This window comes from Nocardia sp. NBC_01009, assembly GCF_045208035.1.
Lineage (GTDB): Bacteria > Actinomycetota > Actinomycetes > Mycobacteriales > Mycobacteriaceae > Nocardia.
The window spans coordinates 5,593,518-5,619,001 of sequence record NZ_CP108695.1 but is presented as its reverse complement, the minus strand read 5'-3'; the positions used below and the strand labels follow the sequence as shown (position 1 = coordinate 5,619,001).

Sequence of the window (25,484 nt, the reverse complement as noted above, 5' to 3'; positions counted from 1 at the left end):
CGCGTGGGCCGTGCCCCAACCGCAAGGGCGCCACCAGGTTCGGGGCCGGAGCGACACGACCGCACGGACGGCATTGGAAGTGACGGCCTTCCGCCTATGACGCCGGCGGCAAGTGCTTCTCGTAAACCACCCCCGGCAGCCCCCATCCAGTGACCGGGGCTTGCCGGTCGACCCGAACGCACGTCATCACAGAAGTCTCGGGTCCCTGAGTTTCAGATCTCCAGAATGGATTACAGCAATGGTAGGCACGACAAATGAGAACGGTGTCGAGGACGGCTGGGGAAAGGTCGCCGACGCGTTCCACGCGAACTTCGAGGGAAATTCCGGCGAGTTGGGCGCGGCGTGCTGCGTCTACGTGGGTGGCCGCCGCGTCGTCGACCTGTGGGACGGTGTCGCCGGTCGCGAGGCCGACGGCCTCGCCGGTCGCGAGGCGAACCGGCCGTGGGGCGAAAACACCATCGTCCGGGTCGCATCCACGACGAAAGGCTTTGCCGCGATCTGCGCCCATCTGCTGGCGCAGCGCGGTGAGCTGGATCTGGACGCCCCGGTGGTCAAGTATTGGCCGGAGTTCGGCGCTACCGGCAAGGACCGGATTCCGGTGCGCTGGTTGCTTTCCCACCAGGCCGGTCTGCCGATCGTCGACGGACCGCTGACCTTCGAGCAGGCGTGCGCCTGGGACCCGGTCATCCGGGCACTCGAGGCGCAGCCGCCGCTGTGGCAGCCGGGCACCGAGCATCTCTACCACGGCGTCACATTCGGGTTTCTGGTCGGGGAGGTCGTGCGTCGGATTTCCGGTAAGTCGCTCGGCACCTTCTTCGCCGACGAGGTGGCTGCTCCGCTCGGACTGAGCGCCTGGATCGGGCTGCCCGAGCAGCACGAGAGATGGGTGGCCCGGATCGAGTACGCCGCTCCGTTCAGCGTGGAGGAGCTGACCGCCGGGATGATCGCGACGACCGGGCTGGATGCGGACACAGTCACCGCGTGGATGAACGCCGGGTGGGGTCCGGACTCGGTCCAAATGCGCGCCGGGTCACTCGGCGGTGCGTTGGACAACATGGCCGAACCCACGACCGCGTACTACACCACGCGTGCCTGGCGCGCGGCAGAGTTCCCGGCCGCGAACGGGGTCGCGGACGCGCGTTCGCTGGCACGGATGTATGCCGCCACGGTGAGCGATGTCGACGGCGTGCGGCTGCTCGATCCGTCGACTGTCGAGAGGGCGACAGCTGTCCAGACCGACAAGACGCGGATGCACGGGTTGCCACCGCAGCTGAACATCCCGGCCGACCGCTCCTTCAACATGTCGCTCGGGTTCTGGCGAGCCTGCCCGCCGCTGCCGATGCTCGGACCGGGGTCGTTCGGCCACCCGGGCTCCGGCGGATCGATCGGCTTCGCAGACCCCGACGCCGGTGTCGGCTTCGGCTACGTCACCAACCTCTGGAACCTCCGCCCCGACGACCCGCGGGCGTCGAACCTGGCCCAGGCCGTCCGATCCTGCCTCGGATGACGGCAGCCCTCGCCCTAGGGAACTCCAGGAGGCGCTGCAGGAGCCGGCACAGCGGTGATCTGCTCGACGCGCTCGGCGAGCAGTCGCATACGCCCCTTGGGCGCTAAGCGTGCCGTGGCGTAGCCGACGGCAGGCGACCCACGCCGGGCCACGTTATGCGTAGTAGAAAGAACTCGGTGCGTTTGGCGATGGAACCGAGCGGTGGGACACCGTTGCCGACAAGCATCGTCGGCAACGGGCACTCCCGTCCCGCGTTTTGCGGGAACCAGCCCAATAGTCATCGACCAGCGTGGTGCCGCGGAGCGTCCGCGGCAGTTTCAGCGACGTGCGCGGGCCAGCTGTGCGAGGACGGCCACCATGCAGTCGACTTCCTCACGGGTGTTGTAGAACGTGAACGAGGGACGGACGGTCGCTTCCAGTCCGAAGCGCCGATGTATGGGCTGAGCGCAATGATGCCCGGTGCGCACCGCGATGCCCTTCTCGTTCAATGCTTTTCCGACCTCGAGTGGTTGGTATCCGTCCATGACGAACGCCAGCACACTGGCCTTTTCGGCGGCGGTCCCGACCAGATGGACGCCCGGCACCGCGGCGACGCGGGGCGTCGCATAGGCGAGAAGATCGTGTTCGTACCGGGCGATATTGTCGATGCCGATGCCTTCGACATACTCGATGGCTGTGCCGAGCCCGACCGCGTCGGCGATGTTTCCGGTGCCTGCCTCGAATCGGCCGGGGGGCGGTTGAAAGAGGGAACGCTCCAGGGTGACGTCGCTGATCATGTTGCCGCCGCCCTGCCATGGCGGAACATCCTGTAGCACCGAAGAAGTGCCGTACACCACGCCGATACCGGTGGGGCCGAAGAGCTTGTGGCCGGAGAACACGAAGAAGTCGGCGCCGATCGATTGCACATCGATCCTGGTGTGCGGTACCGATTGCGCTCCGTCGACGAGCGTGACGGCACCGGCTCGGTGCGCGGCCGCGACGATCTCGTGGACCGGTGTGATCGTGCCGAGCGCATTCGAAACATGCGCTACCGAGACAAGTTTCGTGCGATCGGACAGCAGTCTTGTGTACTCGTCCAGCAGCAGCTGCCCGCTGTCGTCGACCGGGATGACCTTCAGCACCGCGCCGGTCTCGCCGGCAAGCATCTGCCAGGGCACGATATTCGCGTGGTGCTCGAGGTGTGAGATGACGATCTCGTCGCCCTCTCGAATGTTCTTGCGGCCCCATGTTTGTGCGACGAGATTGATGCCCTCGGTGGCGCCGCGGACAAAGATGATCTCCTCTGCGGAGGATGCGCCGAGAAACCGGGCCACGATGTCGCGGGCCTGCTCGTATGCGTCGGTCGCGCGGGCGGCCAGTTCGTGCGCGGCGCGATGGATGTTCGAGTTCTCGTGCTCGTAGAAGTACGTGAGTCGCTCGATGACCGATCGTGGTTTCTGCGTGGTGGCGGCATTGTCGAACCAGACGAGCGGCTGTCCGTTCACCCGTTCACGCAGAATCGGAAAGTCGTTGCGCACCGCGTACACGTCGAAGGGCGGGTGCCGGTCGGGCGATGCCCTGCGACCTTCGTTGAGGAAGTAGAACTGCGAATTGGCCTGTGGTGCAGCGATTTCTGGCCGATCGAGGAAATAGAAGCTCGGTTCGGCCGACAGTGCGGGACCGGTCGACAGTGGCAGCCTGGGGGAATTGCTCAGCGTGGGCAAGTCGGGGAGGAACTGGTCGGTGTACACATCTGCACCGGTCAGTGCCGAGGTCGGCGGTTGGCCCGCCGGGTTGGCGGGCACCTCCGTCTGCCAGGAAGGCACCGTCGGATCCGGGGTGGGTCCTCCGGGCGGGACGCCCTGTGCGGGCGAGCTGGGTGGCCCCGATGCCTGCCGATCGGCTACCGACGGACTGGCCATCCACGGACTCGCTGCCGAGGTACCACCTGCGGCTGGACCGGCTGCCGAGCGCCCGGCCGCAGGTGGTGCGGCCGGAACGGAGGCGCTCGACGGCGTGATTCCTGGCGCCGCGACACCGAGCGTCGCGATACCCGGCGACGCGAAATCGGGTGTGGCAATGTCTGGCGACGTGATGCCGGGAAACTCGATCCCACGCGCCGCCGAAGGCAGCGCCGAGAAGAACTCCGCGGCGAGACGGTTCAACGTGGCTTCGTCCGGCAGCAATGAACTCGCCGGTGCCGCAACGGTATCCGCCGAATACGGCGGAACCGGCGGCTCAGCTCCGGTAGGACGGGGCGTAGTCATGGAACTTGTCCACCTCGGCTCCCTCTAGCACTGCGACGGCATCGTCGGTGAGGATCGCCAGCGAGCAATACAGCGACACCAGATACGACGCGATCGCACTGCGATCGACACCCATGAACTTCACCGAAAGCCCCGGTCCCTGTTCGCCTGCCAGTCCCGGCTGGTACAGCCCGACCACGCCCTGACGGGTCTCACCGGTCCGGATCAGCAGGAATTTCGTCTTGCCGCGCTCGACCGCCACCTTGTCCGACGGGACGATCGGAATCCCACGCCAGGTCAGGAACTGCGAACCGAACATGCTTACCGTCGGTGGCGGCACACCGCGCCGGGTGCATTCTCGCCCGAATGCCGCGATCCCTTCTGGGTGCGTCAGGAAGAAGCCGGGTTCCTTCCACGCGCGCGCGATCAGATTGTCGAGGTCATCGGGGGTGGGGGGTCCGGCGATCGTCGGGATCCGCTGTTTCTTGGCGGCATTCGCGATCAGCCCGTAGTCGGGACTGTTGATCAGCTCGCCCTCTTGATGCTCTTTGATCGCTTCGATTGTCAAGCGCAACTGCTGGGCTATCTGATCGTGCGGGCTCGAGTACAGGTCCGAGACGCGGGTGTGCACGTCGAGGATCGTGTGCACTGCCTTCAGTCGGTATTCGCGCGGTTGCTTCTCGTAGTCGATGAAGGTTTCCGGCAGCGGGGACTCGTCGAAATTGTCGCACTGAATATCGACGGTCTGCTCATGCGTTACCCGGTTGCGCCGGTAGATACCGGCCTCGACCGGGATCCAATTGAGCAGATGAACCAGCCACCGCGGGGTGATCGACTCCATCTGCGGGACGGTTTTGGTCGCGTTCGCAAGGGTCCGGGCGGCATCATCACCCAGCGCCACAGGTTGTGGAACAGTACTTGTCATCGAACCACCTCGGGATCGGCAAATCGACCGTTACCAGCTCGCCCATGCTAGCGCTGGGTTGCACGAATTCCCTCGATGGCGCGAGTTGAGGCGGTCGTGTCCCGAGTCGGGCGGGTATGGCTACCGATGCCACTCGCATCCAGAGAATGTCGATGATCGCCCGTTTCGGCACCGAGGCATTCGACGTGTCCGAACCTGAAAGCATGTGGAGTTCGGGTTTTGCAATGCCTGCTCGATGGTGTGGCGAATATCGGGTCCGGAGGACGACCGTACCTACCTCTGGTCAGCTCGTAGTGGAGCGGTTCGGGTGCTCCACGAGGGCTTGCCAGGTGTCTTTCCATGGGAACAGCGGGATTTGACTTCCGCCAGCGCCCGGTTCGTGGGGTTCCTTGGCCACAATCGTGACGCCCCATCCGGACAGTTTCGTGATGGCTTCCTGGATTGCAGGGAACCCGAGGTGGGCCTGATTTGAGAACGGCACGGCCACCACCGGCAGCCCCTTCCCGACCGCTTCGACGAGCAGACCGAGCGCGAGGGTATCGGAGATTCCTGCCGCCCATTTCGCCAGCGAATTGCCGGTGATCGGTGCCGCAATCATCGCATCGGCAGGCGGTAGCACGTCGGGCGCGCCCGGCTCCTTGTAGTGGCTGCGTACGGTATGCCCGGTCTTCGCGGCCAGGGTATCCGCGTCGATGAACCGATAGCCGTCCGGTGATGCGATCACGCACACGTCCCAACCGTCAGCTTGGGCCAGATCGACAAGGGTTCCTACGTCGGTAGCGGCGGGAGACCCCGCGATGATGGCGTACAGCACGAGGTTTCCCTGACTGTTCATCTGTCCATCGTGTCAGCTGGTCAGTGATTTGCCGCCAGAAGACCTGTGCCGCGGATGCGCAATCAGTGCTTGCCAAGCTGCGAGCCATGGGACATCGTCGGGGGAGAGTTCTTCTGTGCCTTGTTCGTGACCGTCGTCGCCGACCAACACCACACCCCAATCGGACAGCTTGCGCATGGCTTCCTGTATGGCGGGGAAGCGAAGCAACTCCTGCTTTGCGAAAGGCACCGCGACTACCGGAAGTCCTTGCCCCACAGCTTCCACCAGCATCCCCAACGGGAGGGTGTCGGAGATCCCCGCCGCCCACTTCGCCATCGAGTTCGACGTAATGGGCGCGACAATCATGGCATCGGCTGGCGGCAGGGCGTCCGGTGCGCCGGGCTCCTTGTACTGACTACGCACCGGGTGCCCGGTTTTGGCGGCCAGCGCAGTGGCGTCGATGAACCGACTGCCGTTCGGGGAGGCGATCACGCATACGTCCCAACCGTCGAACTGAGCCTGGGCGACAAGCTCACCGACGCCGCCGGCTGGGGTCGCACCGGTCACGATGGCATACAGCACGGGGCTTCCCTGATCATTCATAGCCACCATCGTGTCAGCTCCGTGTAGTCACGCGGGTCAGGTCGGAACGACTCCGACACGTTTTTGCTTGTAGCGGCGGAATCGTGGCGATGGTGTGGCTGCTTCCGCTCGGCGATGAGCAGCATCCGAAAGAGCGGGACTCGATCACGGTGTCCGGCATCCAGTTTCGGCTCGAGCACGAACCGCCAACGGTCCCGTTCACGGTGTCTGAGGCGCATGATGCCGCGCAGGAGCACAGCGAGTGTCGTATCGACGAGTGCGGCCGGAAGCGGTCGGCGTTCCTCGTGCTGGTCCTCGCGGGCGCGGTTATGCCGGACCGACGCCTGGAACGGGTATTGAACGACGACTGACCGCAGGCGGATGAGCCTGCGCCAACCAACAGCGATCAGGGGAAATCTTATGCAACCCAGGGCAATCGGCCTGTTGCAGCTCGATATCACCGGCCCGAACCGGCATCGGGACGAGCAGGTGATCGGCACCTTGGCTCATCAGCGGGGCTATGAGTTCGTCGGAATCCTCACGATCCGATCGGACACCTACATGCCGACGACGCTGGTGGTCCAAACAGCTTGCAAGGCAGGGGCAATCGCCATCCTGACACCTCATTTCGGCCACTTCGGAGGACATGCACGAGCGATCGCGCTGGCCTGCGATCTGGTGACACCGGACGGGACCCTACCGCGCTCGATTCGGAACCGATAACTACTGCCTGAACAGACCGACACGCTGCGCTGAGTGCACGAGCGGAGTTCCCAGCTGTGGAGGCGGACGTGGGCGAACGTCGAAGTACGCTGCTGGGTTCTGCCTCACGCACCCAAGGATGGAATTCGTATGGAGGAGATCGGCCTCGCCGAGATCATCGATGCACTACGACCAGCGGTCGCCGATCTCGTCGAGCCCGGATCGCCTGCCGCCGCGCATGTGCCTGCTCGGTGGCAGGCGATCGCCCGGGCCACGTGGCCGCAGGATCGCCGGGAACTCGCACTCGCGCTATGGAATCTGGACTTTCTCAACGTGCTGCCGCGGTTTGCCGCGGTGCTGGACGAGTTCCTCGTCGACGTTCGGGTAGCCCTGCTGCGCGGTGATTGGGTACTGCTCTACATTCTGCGCGGGGAATACCAGCCACCGGCTATCCGGATCGGTTGGGATCCGAGCACATTCGGCGCAGACGAGCCGCCGTTCTTCGACTGTCTGCCGGAGCCGCTGCGCGCATTTGTGCGCACCGTCCACGCTGGATTCACGGCCCCGGAGGGCGAATCGTTCGGCCCGCTGCGTCCACGCGACATGATTACCTACGCCGATCTCGGCGTCGGCCACGCGGTGGTCCACAACTGGGATGCGGACGTCGAGATCCCGCCGAACCGCGTGATGCTCGTCGCCGATGCCATCAGCGGCATCCGCTATTGCGTGTCGCCGGACCTGCCTGCGGGCACGATCGGGTTCGAGCTCGGCGGGAATATCGATAGCCCGCAGCCGTTCGATTCGACCTTCGACACCTTCATGAGCAAGGGGTTCGTGCTCAGTCGGGACAAGGTCCCGCAATCGGCCGAGACCACTGCTCATGATGGCCTACTCCCGATATTGGAACCCGTGGCCGGGGCGGTCGTGTGGAATCGCTCGCTGGACGAGTCGACCGCGCGCGAGCAGATTCGTGACTACCTCGCCGACCTGCTCGACGCTCTGCCAGGCGCGCCGAGCCTACGTCCGCAGCACGGCATGGACGGCGAACTGATCCTGCCCTTCGACGACGATGCCGGAAACGTCTACCAGGTCGACCGCCTCGATGCGCGCTACTGGCTCACGGGTTTGCCCGCGGACGCGAGTGCCGCTTACCTCGACATGGTGATAGCGGAATGGCGTAAGCGCGGCTGGAATGTCCACACCACCGACGGCGAATCCGGAATCGTCGGCCATGCCCGTACTCCTGATTGGTACGAGTTCACCGTGTCCGATCAGGGCGTTGGCGCACTCTGTATCACCGCGGCCTCGCCAGGTTTCCATCGGCCGCCGTGGGCATGAGGCGGCGACAGCGCCGGCCGTTGGATTCGGCTGAGGCCACGATTCGGCTCGGAGTTGACGGTCCGGGCACGGCGCGGTGGAAATTACAGGCGCTTCGGATGACGTAGGCAGGGTCGGGCTGCTGCGGCTTCCAGTTGGTCCGGCCCTGCCTCAGCGACAGTCACCGCCGAGACATCGGCCGGAACTAGGGGGAACTGCGTTCGTCAGCGGTGTTTCGGCGGTTCCATGCCACGCAATACCCGAGTGATCAGGCGGATCGGTTCCGCGCACGAGTCGTACCGAGCGTCCGGATCTTTCGCCAGTGCTTTGTTCAGTATCGAGTCGACCGCGTGCGGGATCCACCGGCGTCGCCACGACACGTCCGGGGGAATGGCCCACAGATGCGCATCGGCGATCGCGAACTGAGTCGGTAGCGGGAAGGGCGGGCGGCCGGTGAAGAACTCGACCACCGCACATGCCAGCGAATATTGGTCGGTCGCGGGGGAGACCGGCTTGCCGCGTAGCACTTCCGGTGCCGCGTACGGAAGTGACACGGGCACCAGCCCATCGGGTCCGGCGAGCGGCGAATCGTCACTGAGGCGGTGCGCGATCCCGAAATCGGTCAGCACCGCCTCCGTGCCCTGGGGGCCGATGAGCATGTTGTGGGGTTTGACGTCGAGGTGCACCACATTGTGCTGATGGATATAGTCCAATCCCGCAGCGATGCCGGCCAGTGCCGGAAGCATTCGTGCCAGATCGATCTCTTCGTGCCGCCGCGGGAGCAGGCCGGAACCGGGCTCGCCCTCGCGATAGGTGTAGGTCATCCACGGCTGATCCCGGAACTCCCCGAACTCGAGCATCTCCACGACATTGGAGTGATGCAGCGTGCTGGCGATCTCGAACTCATGGCGAAATTGCTTTCGCGCACTGGATAAGTCGGTCGTCGGGTGGTCGAGAATCTTCAGCACCGCCCGACCCGAGCGCGCCGGATCGTCGACGAGATACACATCGCTGCTGCCGCCCCGACCGAGCGGCGCGCGAACGATATAGCCCGCGAACTGGGCACCTGGCTGAAGCGACACGGTCACAGCCTAGAACGGACTGCCGGAATTGCACGGCCGGTGGGTCGAGGTTGCGGTCGGTTCGCCACCCCGGAGCACGCGGACCTAGTGCGTGTGGGCCGACTGTGCGTTCGACCCGGATGGCAGTGAGATTCGATCGGTGACCATTCGGACATCGAGGTTTGCGATATGGCCGGAAGCATCGAATTCGATGTCACCCTCGACACCGTGGCCGCTGAATTCGAGCAATCCGTAGTCATCGAGGAATTCGGTGCGCAGGCCGCGTCGGGTCAGGTAGCTGTGTGCGGCGCGTCGATGATCTGTCAGCGGCAGTGCGCGGACGCCGTGTGCCATGACGCGCGCGAGGCCGGACGCGGTGGGTGGCGGCAGCAGGAACGCCGGATGTTCGACGAGAAACGCGACATAGGTGCCGTCGGTGACGCCGCAGTAGGAGCTCCAGCGCCCACAGACGATCTTCGCGGCGTCCGCCAGGAGTGTGGCCACCTGGTGCGGTTCCGGTGTCGCGCCCGCGAGGGCGATCGGCATTTCCGCCGCACACAATTCGGCGACCCCGTACTGGAAGCCGAACTCGCGCACCGTCGTCGCCGCCTCGATCAGTGACGGCGGATAGCCCCAGGGATTAGCCCATCCCCACAACCACGTCTCGGCGTCGGCGGTGCCGAGCAGGTGGACGTCGGTGCATTCGAATGACCGCTGCTCGCCGATGAATTCGAGTCGGCGTCCCTCGAGATCGGCTTGCCACACGTGTGCGCCGAGCACATCTTCGAGGTGGAGCCGGTGCTCGAGCGACAGCAGCCCCGCGTCGTCGAGGAGCCTCGTCAGTGGCACAGATTCGGGCACTCGCAACAGCGTAGTCAACGCGAGGCCCGGTCTCCGGCGCTGATCGGTGTTGGTGGGGCAGGTCGAGTGCCGCGTCGATGTGTCACACCGAGTGGTGCGTGACCGATGCGGCCAGGGACTGGAGGATCAGTGCTGAGACAGCGGTCCGGATACGCACGCTGGTGCGGTCATCCGGTGATGACCGCACCAGCGTCGTCAGTGTGGTCAGAGCTGCGGCGGCGCGTCGGTTCCGTTGGTGCGCTTGGCCTGGATCTGGTTGTACTTGTCGACGGCCACGGCGATGCCCACCGGCACACCGACGGCGACGCTACCGACCATGCCGCCGAAAGCGGCGGTGGTGCCGGCGCCTGCCAGGCAGCCGCCGATCATGGCAGGCACGGTCAGTACAGCCGCCGACATGACGGTGGCCATGCTGCCGAGGGTGACCGCGCCGATCGGGCAGCCGACGACCATGCCCGCGAAAGCGCCTGCGGTGCCGCCGATACCGGCTGCGAGCCCGGTGTACGGGCCTGCCTGGTGCCACGCCTGATTCAGGTCGGTGAGGAGGTCGCCCTGACCGCTCGCGATGGGCGCGGCCGGTATTGTCACCGATTCGGCCGGACTGCCTGCCGCGGTGTCCAACGGTGCGCCGAGGATCGGCCGCTGGGCTGCATCCTGCACCGCGACTTGACCGTCGCGCATCGTGACCGACCCGATCGGCGTGTTGAGGACGGACGAATTGTCCGACGCCGCTCCGGTGAATTCGACACCGGGCATGACCTCGACGGAGACCGTGTCGGCGTCGGGTGCCTGCGCCGGATCGGCGACGGCGGTGCCCGCAGCGATCGCAACGGCGACGGCGGTCAGTGCGGTGACTGTGGCTGCCCGAGTGGGGTATTTCATGACAATGCTCGTTTCCAGCTGTGGTGCGGAAGCCGTGCCGCCGTCGGCGGCCGGCCGAGGACTAAGGAGCGGGGGTATCGATCGGCGCGGCGACGAACCCTTTGGCATGCAGCGCGTTGTACTGCTCGTTCGCGGTGGTGGCGAGCGCGGGCAGACCGGTGATTGCGGCTCCGATGGTGCCGCCGAGGCCGCCCAGGGTGAGACCGCCGAGGATGCAACCGCCGACCACACCGATCGGCGTCAGCACGCCGGCCGTGGTGAGCACGGTCAGGGTGCCGCCGGTTACCGCGCCGAGCGGGCAGCCGACGACGACGCCCGCGACCGTGCCGACCATGCGGCCATCCGCGCTGGCGTGGTTGAACGCCTCGGTGACCGTCTCGACCGCCTTGTCGATTTCCGCATTCCGATCCACACCGCTGGTATTCGGCGTGCCGTGCTCCGTACCGTGCACGGCGGCAAGGACATCGGTGTTCTCGTTGCCGAAGGAGGGCGCTGCCACCGGTGCGGGAGACTCGGCGGGTGCGGCCGCTGCCATGCCGGCAGTGACGCCCGTCGCGGCGATTGCCAATACGGCAATCGCCGCTGCTCGGGAGACAGTGTTCACAGTTTCTCGTTTCTTGTTCTCGGGCTTTCTCGGTCCGGTTCGACCGAGAGATCTGCAACGGCATGCGGTGCCGTCGATCGGTACTGGGTTTGGTTCGACCAGTGCACTTTCGGTCAGGGTTCGAAGTGCGTTGTATGGGTCGGCCGCATCAACGAGAAAGTTCCGATGGTGGTGTGATCGCGTAAGTCGATGCGAAACGCTGTCCGCCGCAGGGGTATCCGTGGCTCCACACGGTCAGGGCTGGAATGGTGTGTCTACCAGGCAATTCCGGTAGTGGTGGCATATCTTGCGCGAAGACTGGGGGCCGGGTTACGAGAGCCAGGTGTGGGCTATGCCACTGATCCGCTCACAGTCGGATCGCAACATGGCCACCGAGCGTATGTCCGCCTCGCGCCGTTTGGGTGCGGACACCCTGAACAGGCCGGTCGGCCCGGTGCCGGTCGTGGACTGTCGCGGTGCCGACTTACGTTGGGTCGTAATGGGTTTGTACCCATTCGGAGATCCGGTCACCCGTGTTCTACGTACGGCGAAATAAATTCGGCTGATCCGAACCGTCGCCGCAGGGCACGACGAGTGCTGGACTCGGACGGCCGCCGGATTGTGCCGGCGACCGGGCTGCCGTGTTCGCGTCAACGGACAGAGCGCGGGAGTCGCTGTCGATTTCGTGACGGGATGAGATGACGATGAGTGCTGGCCGACGCCGGACGCTGAAGACGGTCACCGGAGTCAGTGGTGCCGCGAGTGTGTATGCGGCCGCGATAGATCCACGGCAGTCGACTGTCGCGGCTTCGATCGAGATCGCGAAGATCGCGGAGGCCAACAAGTTCGATGCCCTGTTCGCCGCCGATCTGCTCAGCTTCGGGGCGCAAGGCGCGATCGGCGCGCAGGAGCCGCTGATCTATCTGTCCGCATTGAGTTCGGTGACCACGGACGTCGGTCTGATCGCCACCGTGACCAGCACCTTCCACCACCCCTACAACCTGGCGCGACTGTTCGGAACGCTCGATCACGTGAGCAACGGTCGTGCGGCGTGGAATGTCGTCACGTCGTCGGTCGGCGAAGAGAACTACGGTGACCAGGACCTGCCGGCACCGGAGGAGCGGTACGCGCGGGCAACCGAATCCCTCGAGGTGGTCAACGCGCTGTTCGACAGCTGGCACGCCGGCGCGCTGACCCCCGACGGACACGGCGGTGTGGTCCTCGACGCGACGCACGTGCGGCCGATCGACCATACGGGACAGTACTTCACGGTGAAAGGGCCGCTCAACATCCCGCCGCTGCCGCAGCGGCGGCCTGTGCAATTCCAGGCGGGTCAGTCGGCGGGCGGCATCGAGCTCGGCGCCCGGTTCGCCGAAGTCGTGTTCACCTCACTGCCCACGCTCGAAGCTGCGATCACCTATACGAAAACGGTGCGCGCCCGCGCGACCGAACTCGGCCGCGCCGACGCATTGCCGTTGATCATGAGTTCTTTCCATGCCACCTACGGCGCGACCGAAGATGAGGTGCGTCGATTGGTCCGTGAGGACGCCGAAGCCACCGATCTCGACGCGGGTCGAATCCGCTTGGCCGACATGTTCGGCGGCGGCATCGACCTCTCGGAACTCCCCTTGGACAAACCCATCCCACGGCACCTGCTGCCCGAGGTGACCTCGGTGAATCGCCGACGTGGGCGCGTCGAGATCTTCACCAAGCTCGCGGCCTCGGGCCGAACCCTGCGCGAGTTGATCATTGCTTCGAAAGACACCGGACACTGGGCCGCGGCAGGCACCCCGGAGCAGCTTGCCGACGCGATCGAGGAGCGGTACCTGGCAGGAGTGCTCGACGTCATCTCGTTGGGCGGCCTCGCGGACCCACGGACCCGTGATTTCCTCACCAACGGACTGCTCCCCGAACTGCGCCGCCGAGGCATCGTCGGGAACGACTATCTCGGCGCTACTTTCCGTGAGAATCTCGAACTTCCGCCGCTGTGACACAGTGGTCGGGGGCTGAGCGAAGATTACGATGCAGCTGTCCGACGCCGGGTCGACTGCCAGCCGGAATTCGAATCGCACCGCGCCCGGGGGCGATGCGGGGGCAGTGACCATCGTGGTCGGCCGCAGCTCATCTATTGAAGCAACCGACGGCCTTCCATCGCCAGAGGTTCGTGTATCCGGCGGCTCGACGCTGGAAAACTGGACTGCCGGGTTTCGAATCGTGTGCCGCGACCTGCGCCGATTTCGCCCATTGCCGGATCCACGCCCATCCTGGAATACTTAGGCAAGCTAACGTATTGCTGGACAAAGGTGTCTGTTGTGAGTGCACGAAGCGACCGAAGGTTGAGGAACGACCCGAGGAGGCGGGCAATGGCACCCGACACGCGCGAGCGGCTGATGCGACGTATCGCCGACTTGTATGCGGCCGAGCAGCAGATTCGCGACGCGCAGCCGATCGACGCCGTCACCGAAGCGATTCGGCAACCCGACATGCGCCTTGCGCAGCTCATGGCAGCGATCATGAAGGCCTATGCCGACCGTCCCGCACTCGGACAGCGCGCCGTCGAGCCCACCGTGGATGCCGCGTCGGGTCGTCGTTCGCTGCGATTGCTGCCCGTTTTCGAGACCGTCAGCTACGGCCAACTGTGGGAGCGGGCGGCCGCCCTGGCGAGCGCGTGGCACCACGATTCCGAACAGCCTTTGTGCACAGGTGATTTCGTGGCGATACTGGGATTCACCAGCCGCGACTACACCACGATCGATCTGGCCTGTGTGCATCTGGGCGCGGTTGTCGTCCCGCTGCAGGCGAGCGCTGCCGTCTCCCCACTGACGGCCATCATCGCAGAGACGGCTCCGCGCATTCTGGCGGCGACTCCGGAACATCTCGAGACCGCCGTCCACTGCATTCTGGCAGGCACATCGCCACAGCGACTGATCGTTTTCGACTACCACCCCGAAGACGACGACCAGCACGATGCATTCGAATCCGCGCGCCGACGGCTCGCGAGTGCGGGCAGCGCGGTGCACATCCAAACACTGGAGACCGTCCTCGAACAGGGGCGCACCCTCCCGCAGGCCCCGCTCGTGGTCCCCGAGGCCGAGGACGATCCGCTGGCCTTGCTCATCTACACCTCCGGAAGCACCGGTACGCCGAAAGGCGCGATGTACACCGACCGGCTGGTCTCGGCGATGTGGCTCGGCGCGCCGCCGGTATCCGCGATCAATCTCAACTACATGCCGATGAGCCACGTCGCGGGGCGCATGTCCCTGTTTGGAGTGCTTGCCCGCGGCGGCACCGCCTACTTCACCGCCAAGAGCGATATTTCGACGCTGTTCGACGACATCGCGCTGGCGCGACCGACGGAGCTGTTTCTCGTTCCGCGGTTGTGCGAGATGGTGTTTCAGCGCTATCAGAGCGAGATGGACCGCCGCACTGCACCGGGTGTCGACCCCGCGGCGCTCGACGGCGAGGTCAAAGCGCAACTGCGGCAAGACTTTTTCGGCGGCCGCCTGATGACGGTGGTGTGCGGCAGCGCACCGCTGGCCGCGGAGATGAAGGTGTTCATCGAGTCGCTGCTCGACATGGATCTGCACGACGGTTACGGCTCGACGGAGGCGGGCGGCGGTCTCGTGATCGACAACCAGGTGCGGCGGCCACCGGTGCTCGACTACAAGCTCGTCGATGTGCCCGAACTCGGCTACTTCCATACCGATCAGCCGCATTCGCGCGGCGAACTGCTGCTGAAGACCTCGACCATGATTCCCGGGTATTACAAGCGGCCCGAGGTCACCGCGGAGGTCTTCGACGCCGACGGCTTCTACCGGACCGGTGACATTGTGGCCGAGCTCGGACCGGATGAGCTGGTCTATGTCGATCGTCGCAACAGCGTGCTGAAGCTGTCGCAGGGTGAGTTCGTGGCCGTGTCGCGTCTCGAGGCCGTCTTCGCCAATAGTCCGCTGATCCGCCAGATTTTTGTCTACGGCAGCAGCGAACGCGCCTACCTGCTTGCGGTGATCGTTCCTACCGAGGACGCACTCGCCGCCGCCGACCCGGATGCACTGAAAGTGCCACTGGCCGATTCGCTGCAACGGATCGCCAAGGACAGCAATCTGAACTCCTACGAGATTCCACGCGATTTCCTCATCGAGACCGCGCCGTTCACTACCGACAACGGCTTGCTCTCCGGCATCGGTAAGTTGTTGCGGCCCGCACTCACCGAGCGCTACGGGGGGTCGGCTCCAGCAACTGTACGCCGACCTTGCCGAAGGGCAGGCGCACGAATTGCTCGCGCTGCGGCGCGAGGCGGCGAACATGCCGGTGCTCGCCACCATCGGTCGTGCAGCGCGAGCGTTGCTCGGCTGCGCGACCACGGATTTGCGGCCCGACGTGCACTTCACCGATCTCGGTGGCGATTCCCTTGCTGCACTGTTCTTTTCGAATCTGCTGCAGGAGATCCTCGGCGTGGAGGTGCCGGTCGGCGTCATCCTCAGCCCGGCCAACGATCTCCATGAGCTGGCCGGGTACATCGAGGCAGCGAAGAACTCCGCGGCCGAACGTCCGACGTTCGCTGCTGTGCACGGTTCCGGGGCCGACCGAGCCCGAGCCCGTGACCTCACGCTGGACAAGTTCATCGACGTCGGAACCCTCACTGCGGCAGGGGATCTCCCGCGCGCTGCGGCCGCCCGCACGGTTCTGCTGACCGGGGCGAACGGGTATCTGGGTCGATTTCTGTGCCTCGAATGGTTGGAACGCCTGGATCGAACCGGCGGCACGCTGATTTGTCTCGTCCGGGGGCGGGACGCGGTGGCGGCGAGTGCACGGCTCGAAGAGGCGTTCGACAGCGGCGACGCCGGACTGCTCGGGCATTTTCGGGATTTGGCGAGCCGGAGCCTGGAGGTTCTCGCAGGCGACATCGGAGAACCGAATCTGGGCTTGGACGATGCGACGTGGCATCGTCTCGCGGACGGCGTCGACCTGATTGTGCATCCAGCCGCGCTGGTGAATCATGTCTTGCCCTACAGCCAATTGTTCGGACCCAATGTCGTCGGCACCGCGGAACTCATTCGCCTGGCGATCACCACACAGCTCAAGCCCGTCAACTATCTCTCGACCGTCGCGGTGGCCGCTCAGATCCCACCCGCGATCTTCGAGGAAGACGGCGACATCCGCGAGATCAGTCCAGTGCGCGTCGTCGACGACAGCTACGCCAACGGCTACGGCAACAGCAAATGGGCGGGCGAAGTGCTGCTGCGGGAAGCGCACGACCGCTGCGGCCTACCGGTCGCCGTTTTCCGGTCGGACATGATCCTGGCCCACAGTCGCTACGCAGGTCAGCTGAACGTGCCCGACATGTTCACGCGTTTGTTGATCAGCCTGCTTGTCACCGGCATCGCGCCGTATTCCTTCTACGAGACAGCTGCCGACGGCGTTCGGCGGCGGGCGCACTACGACGGCCTGCCTGCCGACTTCACCGCAGAAGCGATCACCACTCTCGGCACGCAGGCCACTGCGGGCTTCCAGACCTTCGATGTCCTGAACCCGCACGACGACGGTGTCTCGCTCGACGTATTCGTCGACTGGTTGATCGAGGCGGGTCACCCGATCCAGCGGATCGAGGACTATCGAGAGTGGTTCGCCCGCTTCGACACTGCGCTTCGGGGTCTGCCCGAGTGGCAGCGGCAGGCCTCGCTGTTGCCGTTGCTGCACGCCTATCGTAGGCCCAGCCTGCCCATCGATGGATCGGTGATTCCGGCCAAGGGCTTCGCTGCCGCGGTGCAGGCTACCAACATCGGCCCCGACAACGATATTCCGCACTTGTCGCAGTCGCTGATCCACAAGTACGTTTCCGACCTGCGGCAACGCGGCCTGCTCTGAGGGCGGCCCGGCATCCCCTTCCGGCCGTGTGCGGTTGGCATGGAGTAACCGAAACATCGTGTGCCAGAAGATAACTGGTGCACCTTTCGGCTATCTATCGGTCATTCGGTCGCATAAATGGCAAAGGTGTGCAATCTTGTTATTGCACAACGGCATTCATAGGAAACCCGAGCTTGCCCACGGGCGTCGGCGAAGGGGGTGCGGCGAAAAGATGTCGTCGTCGAACACATCCGGGTCCGGCGGCCATATCGCGGCGCGTCACGGCCGGGGTAGGGCATCGGCCGTACCGTTGTGGCCGGGCATGATTTCCTCGGAGCTGCCGCAACGCCTCGACATATCACAGCGGCTGGAGCCGCCACGGCGGCTCCAGCCGCCCCAGCGCGTGGACCCACGGCAGAGCCTCAGCCGTCAACGCCGCTCGCGGCGGCGCGCTGATCGCGCGCACCACGGACCACTGCGATTCTGGTGGCTCGGCGCTTTCGCGATCGGTGGGTCATTGGCGACAGCGGCGATTGTGCTGGTCTACAGCGCCGCGGCGACCGACCCGCGTCAGTCCGCGACGGTTGTCGATCCGGTACTCGGCGGTCGGCCCGGGTGTGAGGCGACCCGGACCGAACAGCTGGTGCGCGGCAACGGCATCGGTTCGAGCGCGACCGGGCCGGAAGTGATTCTGGCGTTCCAGCACGCCTACTACGTGGAGCGTTCGGGGCAGGCGGCGCGGGCGGTCACCACACCGGACGCGGCGGTGCCGAAGATCGAGGTGATCGACGCGGGTATCGCGTCGATTCCGCCCGGCAGTCAGCACTGTGTCCTGATCGTGCCGATGAGTGATGGCCGATTCGATGTGGTGATCACCGAGAGTCGTTCCAATTCGACCGTGCGGACCTATCGACAGATCGTGGCCGTGGCGGACCGCGAAGGCTCGATCGTCATCACCAAGATCGCGCCCCCTGGCTGAGCGCGATTCAGGCGGTCGCACTCTTGTCGGCTGCGCTGCGGCCACCGCGGATCTCGACGATCGGCAGCACCAGCGCGGTCGGCGTGCCTGCAGGCACGACAGGATTCGTGGGCGCCACCGGCGAAATCTGTTGATAGGCAAGGCCTTGCGCCGGACGGGTGTCCTGTTCGCCGTTGTTCGGCCAATAGGCCGCGGCGCGCTCGGCCTGCGCGGTGATCGTCAGTGAGGGATTGACACCGAGATTCGCCGACACCGCGGCACCGTCCACGACGCTCAGGGTCGGATAGCCGTACACCCGGTGGTAGGCGTCGATGACACCGGTTTCGCGGTCGGCGCCGATCGGTGCACCGCCCAAGAAGTGCGCGGTCAAAGGGATATTGAAGATCTCGCCCCAGCTGCCGCCCGCGATGCCGCCGATCTTCTCGGCGACTCGACGGGTGACATCGTTGCCCGCCGGAATCCAGGTCGGGTTCGGTTCGCCGTGGCCCTGCTTGCTGGTCAGCTTGCGGCCGAACAGGCCGCGCTTGGTGTAGGTGGTGATGGAGTTGTCCAGGTGCTGCATCACCAGCGTGATGATGGTGCGCTCACTCCAGTTCTTCACACTGAGGAAGGTGAGCAGGGTGAGCGGGTTGCGCAACACGACGCCGAGGAACCGCAGCCAGCGTGGCATCCGGCCGCCACCATCGACCATCAGCGTCTGCATCAGGCCCATCACATTGGAGCCCTTGCCATAGCGGACCGGCTCGATGTGCGTGTCGTGGGTGGGGTGGATGGAGGAGGTGATCGCGACGCCCTTGGTGAAATCCACACCGGGGGTGACCTTCTTGGTCGCCGCTCCGACGATGGATTCGGAGTTCGTCCTGGTGAGTTCGCCGAGTCGATCGGAAAGGTCGGGCAGCACACCCTTGTCGCGCATCGCGTGCAATAGCTTCTGGGTGCCGAGGGTGCCTGCCGCCAGGACGACCTGACGCGCGGTGTAGGTCGCGGGACGCTTGCGCACCCACGCGCCGGTGCGTTCGGTCGCGACGTCCCAGGTGCCGTCCGGCAGCGGGCGCAGTTTGGTGACAGTCGTCATCGGAATCACTTGCGCACCTGCTTTTTCCGCGAGATACAGGTAGTTCTTGACGAGCGTGTTCTTCGCTCCGTGCCGGCAGCCGGTCATGCATTCACCGCATTCGAGGCAGCCGGTGCGTTCAGGGCCGACACCGCCGAAATACGGGTCCGCCACGGTCTTGCCCGGCTCACCGAAGAACACGCCGACCGGAGTCTGCACGAAGGTGTCGCCGACGCCGAGATCCTCGGCCACCTCCTTGAAGATCTCGTCGGCCGGAGTCATGTGCGGATTGCGCACTACGCCGAGCATCTTCTGCGCGCGTTCGTAATACGGCGTGAGCTCGGCACGCCAGTCGGTGATGTCGCGCCACTGCGCATCCTGGAAGAAGGGCTCCGGCGGCACATACAGCGTGTTGGCGTAGTTGAGCGACCCGCCACCGACGCCCGCGCCACCGAGGATGAGGACATTGCGCAGCGGGTGGATGCGCTGGATGCCGTAGCAGCCGAGCTTGGGCGCCCACAGGAACTTCCGCAGGTCCCAACTGGTCTCGGGCAGTTCGCTATCGGCGTAGCGCTGACCGGCTTCGAGCACGCCGACCGTGTAGCCCTTCTCGATCAGCCGCAGCGCGGTCACGCTGCCGCCGAATCCTGAACCGACGACGAGTACGTCGAAATCCGTCTCTCGCTGGTCCATATAGAGCTCCTCGATCCGGTGTCGCCAGTGACACCGCTAACACTACTACTGGGTAGGTTACGACCGATTGTGGGCTGTCAGCGGGTGGATATGAGCAGGCAGTGACATTTCACTGCTGAGTTTTCCACCAGGCGACGGTGGCGGCGACGGCCTCGTCGAGGGGAGTGGGGTGCAGGCCGAGCCGCTGTTGGCTGTCGCTGGAGTCGAGCACGAACGGGCGCGCGACCTGGTAGCTCACTTCCGCGAGCTCACGCAATTGCGCGCTGAACAGGCCCAACAGTCGGATCACGGTGATCGGCGCGGCGGACACCTTGGGTACGGTGACACCGGCGGCGGTGGCGATGGCGACGATGAGTTGGCGCTGGGTGATCGGCGGCGCGGTCGGCGCATGCAGGAAGGTGTTCCAGACCGATTCTTCGGCGGCCGCCCGAATCATGGCGGCGGCGAGATCGGGAACGTAGGTAAAGGAGTGCGGGACGTCGAGTTTGCCGAGCGCCTGCACCTTCTTGCCGGTGAGGATGGGGGTGAAGAGTTGTTCGCCCGCCACCGAGGCGCGCACGTAAGGGCCGAGGAAGTCCGAGGCCGCGACGCTCACCGTCGGGGTGGCGTGGGCCGCCCGCGCCCGCACCAGCTGGGTCCGGACCGCGGGCTTGCCGAAATCGGCATTGCGGGGCCCGGTTTCGGTGATGGGACCCTCGACCTTGCCGTAGGAATAGAGATTCTCGGCGAAAACGACCACGGTGCCGGCCTTTCCGGCCTCGTCCATGACCGCCTGTTCGGTGGGGGGCAGCTCGGCTTGCCATGTCTTCGCGGCGTAGCGCGAGGCGCCTGCGCAGTGATAGATGGCGGTAGCGCCGTCGAATTGGCCCGAAAGCTGTTCGGGCAGCGTCACGTTCACTGCGCGCCGTTCGATAAGGTTATGCTCGGGCCCGCTGCCGGAGCGGGTGAGCAACCGCACGCGCTTACCCGCGGCGGCCAGGTGATCGGCGATGGTGGCACCGGTGGGTCCGGCTCCGGTGACGACGTGCAGTTCGGTCATTGGCTCCCCGACTCTCTTCAGAGAGCGATGCTCTCTATTTCTGAATAGGATGCGATAGTCGCACTGCATTGTCAAGAGCATTGCTCACGGTTGTTGACAATGCTCTCTAGAAATTGCACGGTGGAATCGTGCCGACTACTCCCCGCGCCCGCGCCCGCGCGCAAACTATGGCCGATATTGTCCGGATCGGCCGCGAACATCTGGCGACCGACGGCGCCGCCGCGCTGTCGTTGCGTGCGGTGGCGCGCGACCTCGGCGTCGTGTCCTCGGCGGTATACCGGTATGTGCGCAGCCGAGATGAGCTGCTCACCCTGCTCGTCGTCGAGGGCTACAACGCGCTGGGCGATGCTGTGGACGCGGCGCTTGCGGCAGCCCCCGAAGACCCGGCGCAACGGCTGCGGGTGGTCGGCCGGACCCTGCACGCCTGGGCGCTCGCCGAACCTGCATGGTATGGGCTACTTTTCGGCACGCCGGTTCCGGGCTACGACGCGCCCGCCGAACAGACCGTCTCTCCGGGAGTTCGGGTGATCGCCGCGTTGTTGCAGATCTACGGTCAGGCCTATCGCGGCGGACTGCTCACCGAGCCCTCCAAGCCTGTCACCGTATCTCCCGCGCTGGCAGCGAGTTTCGCGCAGATTCGAGTCGAGTTCGAGCTGGATGCGCCGGACTGGCTGTTCTCGCGCGGGATCACGGTGTGGAGTGCGATGTTCGGTGCGGTGAGCTTTGATGTGTTCGACATGTACGGCCGCGACACGTTCGCCGATCGGTCCGAGTTGTTCGAGCTGCAGCTCGACCGGCTGGTGGAGCTGCTCGGATTCTCGTGATGTGGCACAAGCCAGCAGTTATCCGCCATAGGCCAAGGGCGTAACCGCCCGGCGAGCCGACCATCCTCGAAATCGGTCTCGCCGCCACCGACGGTGTGCTGCAACAAGGCCATAGGCTGCGGATCGACATCTACGCCATGAACTTTTCGCGGGGGATTCCGCTGCGGCCTCTGCTGAACGAAAGCGGACTGAAGCCGCAGCACGTCCAGCTCGACCCGGATCAGCCGAGCTGGGTGAACATTCCGATCGAGGGCGACCCCGGGTGGTGATGGGCACCTCGGGCACTGCCACGGCATTTCCCCGACTCGGTGCTGGTAGGGCACCTTCTGAGTAGTCTTCGACTCGTCGATCGATGCTTTGGAGCGTAGCCACTCACCCGCAGCTGTGGAACGGGAAAACTATGGTCACCCATCGCTGGAAGCCGAATGTCTCCGTTGTCGCTGTCGCCGCGGCAATCACGTTGCTGCTCGCAGCGTGCGGGTCCGATGCGTCGAGGACATCGGGCGGTGGCAACGTCGGTCCCGACGGCATCCCGGTCGCCTACCGGGAGCCGGTGAAGCTCACGAGCAAGGAGGGCGTTCTCGAAGTGCGGCTGTCGGCCCATCAGGGCACTGTCGCACTCGACACCGTCTCGAAACCTGTGTCGAACTTCCTGGTCTTCGGTTACGAGGTCATCAAAGGTGCCGCCTCGGACGGCTCGACCAAGGGCGACAACCTCTACCCAGCGCCAACGTTGCATGTCGATCCGGGCGAGCGCTTGATCGTGCACTACGACAACGATCTGCAGGACCTGACGATCGAGGACTACTACGATCCCGCGTTCACCTCAGCGGGTGGAGACGTGCCGATCTACCCGCCTGCTCTCACCTCCTCGCCGCTCAACCTGCACACCCACGGACTCCATGTGAGCCCTGACGGCAACGTCGACAACGTCCTGCTCGACATCCCCGCCGGTAAGGGCAACGTCTACGACTATGCGTTGCCGAAGGACATGCCCCACGGCCTGTACTGGTACCACAGCCATCGCCACACGCTGACTGCTCAGCAGACCTACAAGGGTCTGGCTGGTCTACTCGAGATCGGACGGCCCGACGGCAATCTGCCGCTGGTGACACGGAATCACATTCCGATCCGCACTATGGCGCTGCAGTACAACTACGTCTTTGATCGCAAGGGCAGCGGTCACCAGTTGAACGACCCGAATCGGCCGCAGTATGTGAGCACGCTGAAGCCTCCGGAGGGATCGCAGCTCGCCGACGGCACATACCGGCCGAGTCTGGCCCCGGTGAACTTCGCGGAGACGACGAACGGCTCCCGGTATGTCACCAACTGGTACAGCGGGCCACTGTCGCCGGCCAACCACCGTGGTCAGAACCAGTTCGTGCCGAGCAACCTGCAGAGCTTCATCAGCGGTCCTACGTCGCGGCCGCCCATCTCGGTCCCCGCGGATCTCGCGCTACCGGAGAACCAGCGCGACGTGCAGTTCACGATCAACGGGCAGTTCCAGCCCGCACTGAAGCTGAAACCGGGTCAGACCGAGATATGGGTTCTGGCGAACATCAGCGACATGGCCTATATCCCCGTCATGCTGACCGAAACGGCGACCGGCAACCATCCGAAGTTCGCCATCGTCGGCCAAGACGGCGTCCCCTTCTCCGAGGTCGACCTGCCGATCGACGGCGACGGCACCCGTCTGGTCATCCCGCCGGCATCGCGGTACGCGATCGCGGTCACGATGCCGAAATCCGGTGATCTGGTGCTCGAGATGCCACCCGCACCCGACGCCAGGCCCAGCACGGAGCCCAGCGTGCTCTACACGAACAACGGCACCGACCAGCCGCCCGCCGTACTGGGCACGGTGAGCGTCGACCGGTCGGTCATCAGCTACCAGGACGGCTTTTTCACCTTCCCCACCCAGAAGCTCATTCAGGTGCGGCCCGACAGTGGCGAGGGTCGGACCACACCGTTCGTGCCCGGCCAGCAGCTCGATGCTTACACGTCCTTCGTGGACACGTCGGCCACCATGCCCGCCGTGCAGCGCACGCTGACGGTCTCGGGTGGCTTCGGCAACGAGAAGGCGAGCAACAGCGATCCCAAGGCTTTCACCTACCAGTTCGACGACAACACGTTTCCGAACATCCCGTTGCTCCAGCCGCGACTCAACTCGGTCGAGGAATGGTTGATCACGAACCTGAACAACGACGAGCACCCGATGCATATCCACGTCAACGACTTGCAGGTGATGGAGATCGTCGATCCTGTTGCGAAATCCGTTACCGGAGTGCAGATGTGGGGCGTGGACAACGTCAACGTTCCGGCTCCCGTGACCGACGAGAACGAGAACCCACTGGTCCCCGCTTCGGTGACGTTGCGGATGAGGTTCATCGACTACACCGGCACCTTCGTGATCCATTGCCATCGCCTCAACCACGAGGACAACGGCCTGATGGCGATCGTCAACGTGATCCCCGAGATATCGACCTACGCGGTGGCGATCGCAGGGGCGCCGGGCCGGCCGGCCACCGTGCAGGTCTACGACGGCGACGGCGACAAGTTGGTTGCGGCCGTCACGCCGTTTCCCTCCTTCATGGGCACGCCCACGGTTGCCATGACCGACCTCAACGGCGACGCGGTGCTCGACCTCGTCGCTGGTACCGGTGCCGGCGTCGGCTCCGAGGTCGTGGTGTACAGCGGGGTCGGCGGTGCACGTTTCGGCACGGAACTGGCGCGGTTCACCCCGTTCGGGTCCGACTTCCGTGGTGGCGTCAACGTCGCGGGCGCCGATATTGATGGCAACGGTTCGGCTGACAACCTCATCGTCGGCTCGGGTCCAGGCATCGAATCGGCAGTGCGCGTGTTCTCCTCGACGCTGACCGGCGAGCCGGGCAAGGCGCCCGAGCTGTACTCGAGCTTCACGCCGTATCCCGGATCGAAGGCTGGGGTCACAGTTGCTACCGGGATGGTCGAAACCTCCTCGGGCCGGGCCAGCATCGTGACAGTCCCGGGGCCCGGCGACGCCCCACGGGTGAAGACCTTCCACTACGACCTGTACACGCCGACCGCCGCCGCGGCGGCGAAAGGCACGACAGAGCCGCATGCCGGTCGTCCGGGTGAGCCGAAGATGACCTCGGATTTCCTGGCCTTCGACGAGAGCTACCGTGATGGTGTCACGCTCTCGACCGGGTGGGTGGCCGGCGCCGAGGGCGGGGCGAAAAGCATCGTCACGGGCATGATCGGCGGCGACGGCACGGTACGGATCTGGTCGAGCGGATCGCGGCTCGACGGCGAGCCTGCGATGTACACCGAGAGCCCGAACCACCACCCGGGCGCGGTTTCCTTCAGAGAGACAACGTCATTCGCCCCCTTCGTCGGCGGCACCGGGGTACAGGTGGCGACCACTAGCACGACCGCCGGCGCGGATCTGCTCGTCAGTGGGCTCGCCGGGAATGGAGGCGAGGTCCGACGGTACGGGCTGAGTCGAGCTGCTGAGGGTGCTACGACCCTGTCACCGCGGCTGTTGAACACGCTTGCCCCGATTCCCGCACCGACCGGGCCTGCACCGCTCGCCGGTCGATAGCGGGTACCCGAC

Annotated in this window: 19 protein-coding genes and 1 pseudogene; 10 read left to right on the top strand and 10 right to left on the bottom strand. The window is 65.2% G+C overall.

Going from position 1 to position 25,484, the window contains the following annotated elements:
* Nucleotides 1-238: 238 nt before the first annotated feature.
* Nucleotides 239-1,507: a serine hydrolase domain-containing protein gene (locus OHA42_RS25095; protein WP_406230302.1), complete on the top strand. Its 1,269-nt coding sequence runs from the start codon at nt 239-241 to the stop codon at nt 1,505-1,507.
* A gap of 317 nt (nt 1,508-1,824) precedes the next feature.
* Here OHA42_RS25095 and OHA42_RS25090 read toward each other — a convergent pair whose 3' ends face one another.
* The 4 genes from OHA42_RS25090 to OHA42_RS25075 all read right to left on the bottom strand — a co-directional run bounded on the left by OHA42_RS25090 (nt 1,825) and on the right by OHA42_RS25075 (nt 6,074).
* The gene (locus OHA42_RS25090; protein WP_406230301.1) at nt 1,825-3,753 is read right to left on the bottom strand and encodes a family 2A encapsulin nanocompartment cargo protein cysteine desulfurase; all 1,929 of its coding nucleotides are present in this window, start codon (nt 3,751-3,753) and stop codon (nt 1,825-1,827) included.
* Nucleotides 3,725-4,657 carry a family 2A encapsulin nanocompartment shell protein gene (locus OHA42_RS25085; protein ID WP_406230300.1) on the bottom strand — a complete coding sequence of 311 codons (933 nt, stop codon included), beginning with the start codon at nt 4,655-4,657 and terminating at the stop codon, nt 3,725-3,727. The genes OHA42_RS25090 and OHA42_RS25085 overlap by 29 nt, the downstream gene beginning before the upstream one ends.
* A 283-nt stretch (nt 4,658-4,940) precedes the next feature.
* Nucleotides 4,941-5,492 (bottom strand): flavoprotein, encoded by a 552-nt coding sequence (locus OHA42_RS25080; RefSeq protein ID WP_406230299.1) that lies wholly within the window; start codon nt 5,490-5,492, stop codon nt 4,941-4,943.
* Between the two features lie 12 nt (nt 5,493-5,504).
* A complete protein-coding gene (locus tag OHA42_RS25075) occupies nt 5,505-6,074 on the bottom strand; it encodes a flavoprotein (protein WP_406230298.1) in 570 nt (189 codons plus the stop codon).
* An 89-nt stretch (nt 6,075-6,163) separates the two neighbouring features.
* Between OHA42_RS25075 and OHA42_RS25070 the strand changes: the two genes are divergently transcribed.
* The 3 genes from OHA42_RS25070 to OHA42_RS25060 all read left to right on the top strand — a co-directional run bounded on the left by OHA42_RS25070 (nt 6,164) and on the right by OHA42_RS25060 (nt 8,093).
* The gene (locus OHA42_RS25070) at nt 6,164-6,424 is read left to right on the top strand and encodes a hypothetical protein (RefSeq protein ID WP_406230297.1); all 261 of its coding nucleotides are present in this window, start codon (nt 6,164-6,166) and stop codon (nt 6,422-6,424) included.
* 10 nt (nt 6,425-6,434) lie between these two features.
* Nucleotides 6,435-6,776, top strand: coding sequence for a hypothetical protein (locus tag OHA42_RS25065; RefSeq protein WP_406230296.1), 342 nt, complete (start codon nt 6,435-6,437; stop codon nt 6,774-6,776).
* A 129-nt stretch (nt 6,777-6,905) separates the two neighbouring features.
* Nucleotides 6,906-8,093, top strand: coding sequence for a hypothetical protein (locus OHA42_RS25060; protein ID WP_406230295.1), 1,188 nt, complete (start codon nt 6,906-6,908; stop codon nt 8,091-8,093).
* Between the two features lie 203 nt (nt 8,094-8,296).
* Here OHA42_RS25060 and OHA42_RS25055 read toward each other — a convergent pair whose 3' ends face one another.
* The 4 genes from OHA42_RS25055 to OHA42_RS25040 form a co-directional block, all read right to left on the bottom strand.
* Complete coding sequence (locus OHA42_RS25055; RefSeq protein ID WP_406230294.1) at nt 8,297-9,154, bottom strand: serine/threonine-protein kinase; 858 nt, start codon at nt 9,152-9,154, stop codon at nt 8,297-8,299.
* Between the two features lie 84 nt (nt 9,155-9,238).
* Nucleotides 9,239-9,994 (bottom strand): DUF6882 domain-containing protein, encoded by a 756-nt coding sequence (locus OHA42_RS25050; protein ID WP_406230293.1) that lies wholly within the window; start codon nt 9,992-9,994, stop codon nt 9,239-9,241.
* Between the two features lie 204 nt (nt 9,995-10,198).
* Complete coding sequence (locus OHA42_RS25045; RefSeq protein ID WP_406230292.1) at nt 10,199-10,876, bottom strand: hypothetical protein; 678 nt, start codon at nt 10,874-10,876, stop codon at nt 10,199-10,201.
* A gap of 61 nt (nt 10,877-10,937) precedes the next feature.
* Nucleotides 10,938-11,480: a hypothetical protein gene (locus OHA42_RS25040; protein WP_406230291.1), complete on the bottom strand. Its 543-nt coding sequence runs from the start codon at nt 11,478-11,480 to the stop codon at nt 10,938-10,940.
* Nucleotides 11,481-12,163: 683 nt separating this feature from the next.
* Here OHA42_RS25040 and OHA42_RS25035 point away from each other — a divergent pair.
* From OHA42_RS25035 to OHA42_RS25025, 3 genes and pseudogenes are all read left to right on the top strand, one after another.
* Complete coding sequence (locus OHA42_RS25035) at nt 12,164-13,450, top strand: NtaA/DmoA family FMN-dependent monooxygenase (protein WP_406230290.1); 1,287 nt, start codon at nt 12,164-12,166, stop codon at nt 13,448-13,450.
* Between the two features lie 372 nt (nt 13,451-13,822).
* A pseudogene (gene car / locus OHA42_RS25030) lies at nt 13,823-17,327 on the top strand (carboxylic acid reductase).
* Between the two features lie 301 nt (nt 17,328-17,628).
* Complete coding sequence (locus OHA42_RS25025) at nt 17,629-18,285, top strand: hypothetical protein (RefSeq protein WP_406230289.1); 657 nt, start codon at nt 17,629-17,631, stop codon at nt 18,283-18,285.
* A gap of 7 nt (nt 18,286-18,292) precedes the next feature.
* Here OHA42_RS25025 and OHA42_RS25020 read toward each other — a convergent pair whose 3' ends face one another.
* Nucleotides 18,293-20,032 carry a GMC family oxidoreductase N-terminal domain-containing protein gene (locus OHA42_RS25020; protein ID WP_406230288.1) on the bottom strand — a complete coding sequence of 580 codons (1,740 nt, stop codon included), beginning with the start codon at nt 20,030-20,032 and terminating at the stop codon, nt 18,293-18,295.
* A gap of 109 nt (nt 20,033-20,141) precedes the next feature.
* Nucleotides 20,142-21,071 (bottom strand): NAD-dependent epimerase/dehydratase family protein, encoded by a 930-nt coding sequence (locus OHA42_RS25015; protein WP_406230287.1) that lies wholly within the window; start codon nt 21,069-21,071, stop codon nt 20,142-20,144.
* Between the two features lie 128 nt (nt 21,072-21,199).
* Between OHA42_RS25015 and OHA42_RS25010 the strand changes: the two genes are divergently transcribed.
* From OHA42_RS25010 to OHA42_RS25000, 3 genes are all read left to right on the top strand, one after another.
* A complete protein-coding gene (locus OHA42_RS25010; RefSeq protein ID WP_406230286.1) occupies nt 21,200-21,895 on the top strand; it encodes a TetR/AcrR family transcriptional regulator in 696 nt (231 codons plus the stop codon).
* Between the two features lie 95 nt (nt 21,896-21,990).
* The gene (locus OHA42_RS25005; RefSeq protein ID WP_406230285.1) at nt 21,991-22,164 is read left to right on the top strand and encodes a hypothetical protein; all 174 of its coding nucleotides are present in this window, start codon (nt 21,991-21,993) and stop codon (nt 22,162-22,164) included.
* A 131-nt stretch (nt 22,165-22,295) separates the two neighbouring features.
* Complete coding sequence (locus OHA42_RS25000; RefSeq protein ID WP_406230284.1) at nt 22,296-25,472, top strand: multicopper oxidase domain-containing protein; 3,177 nt, start codon at nt 22,296-22,298, stop codon at nt 25,470-25,472.
* The last annotated feature ends 12 nt before the right edge of the window (nt 25,473-25,484 follow it).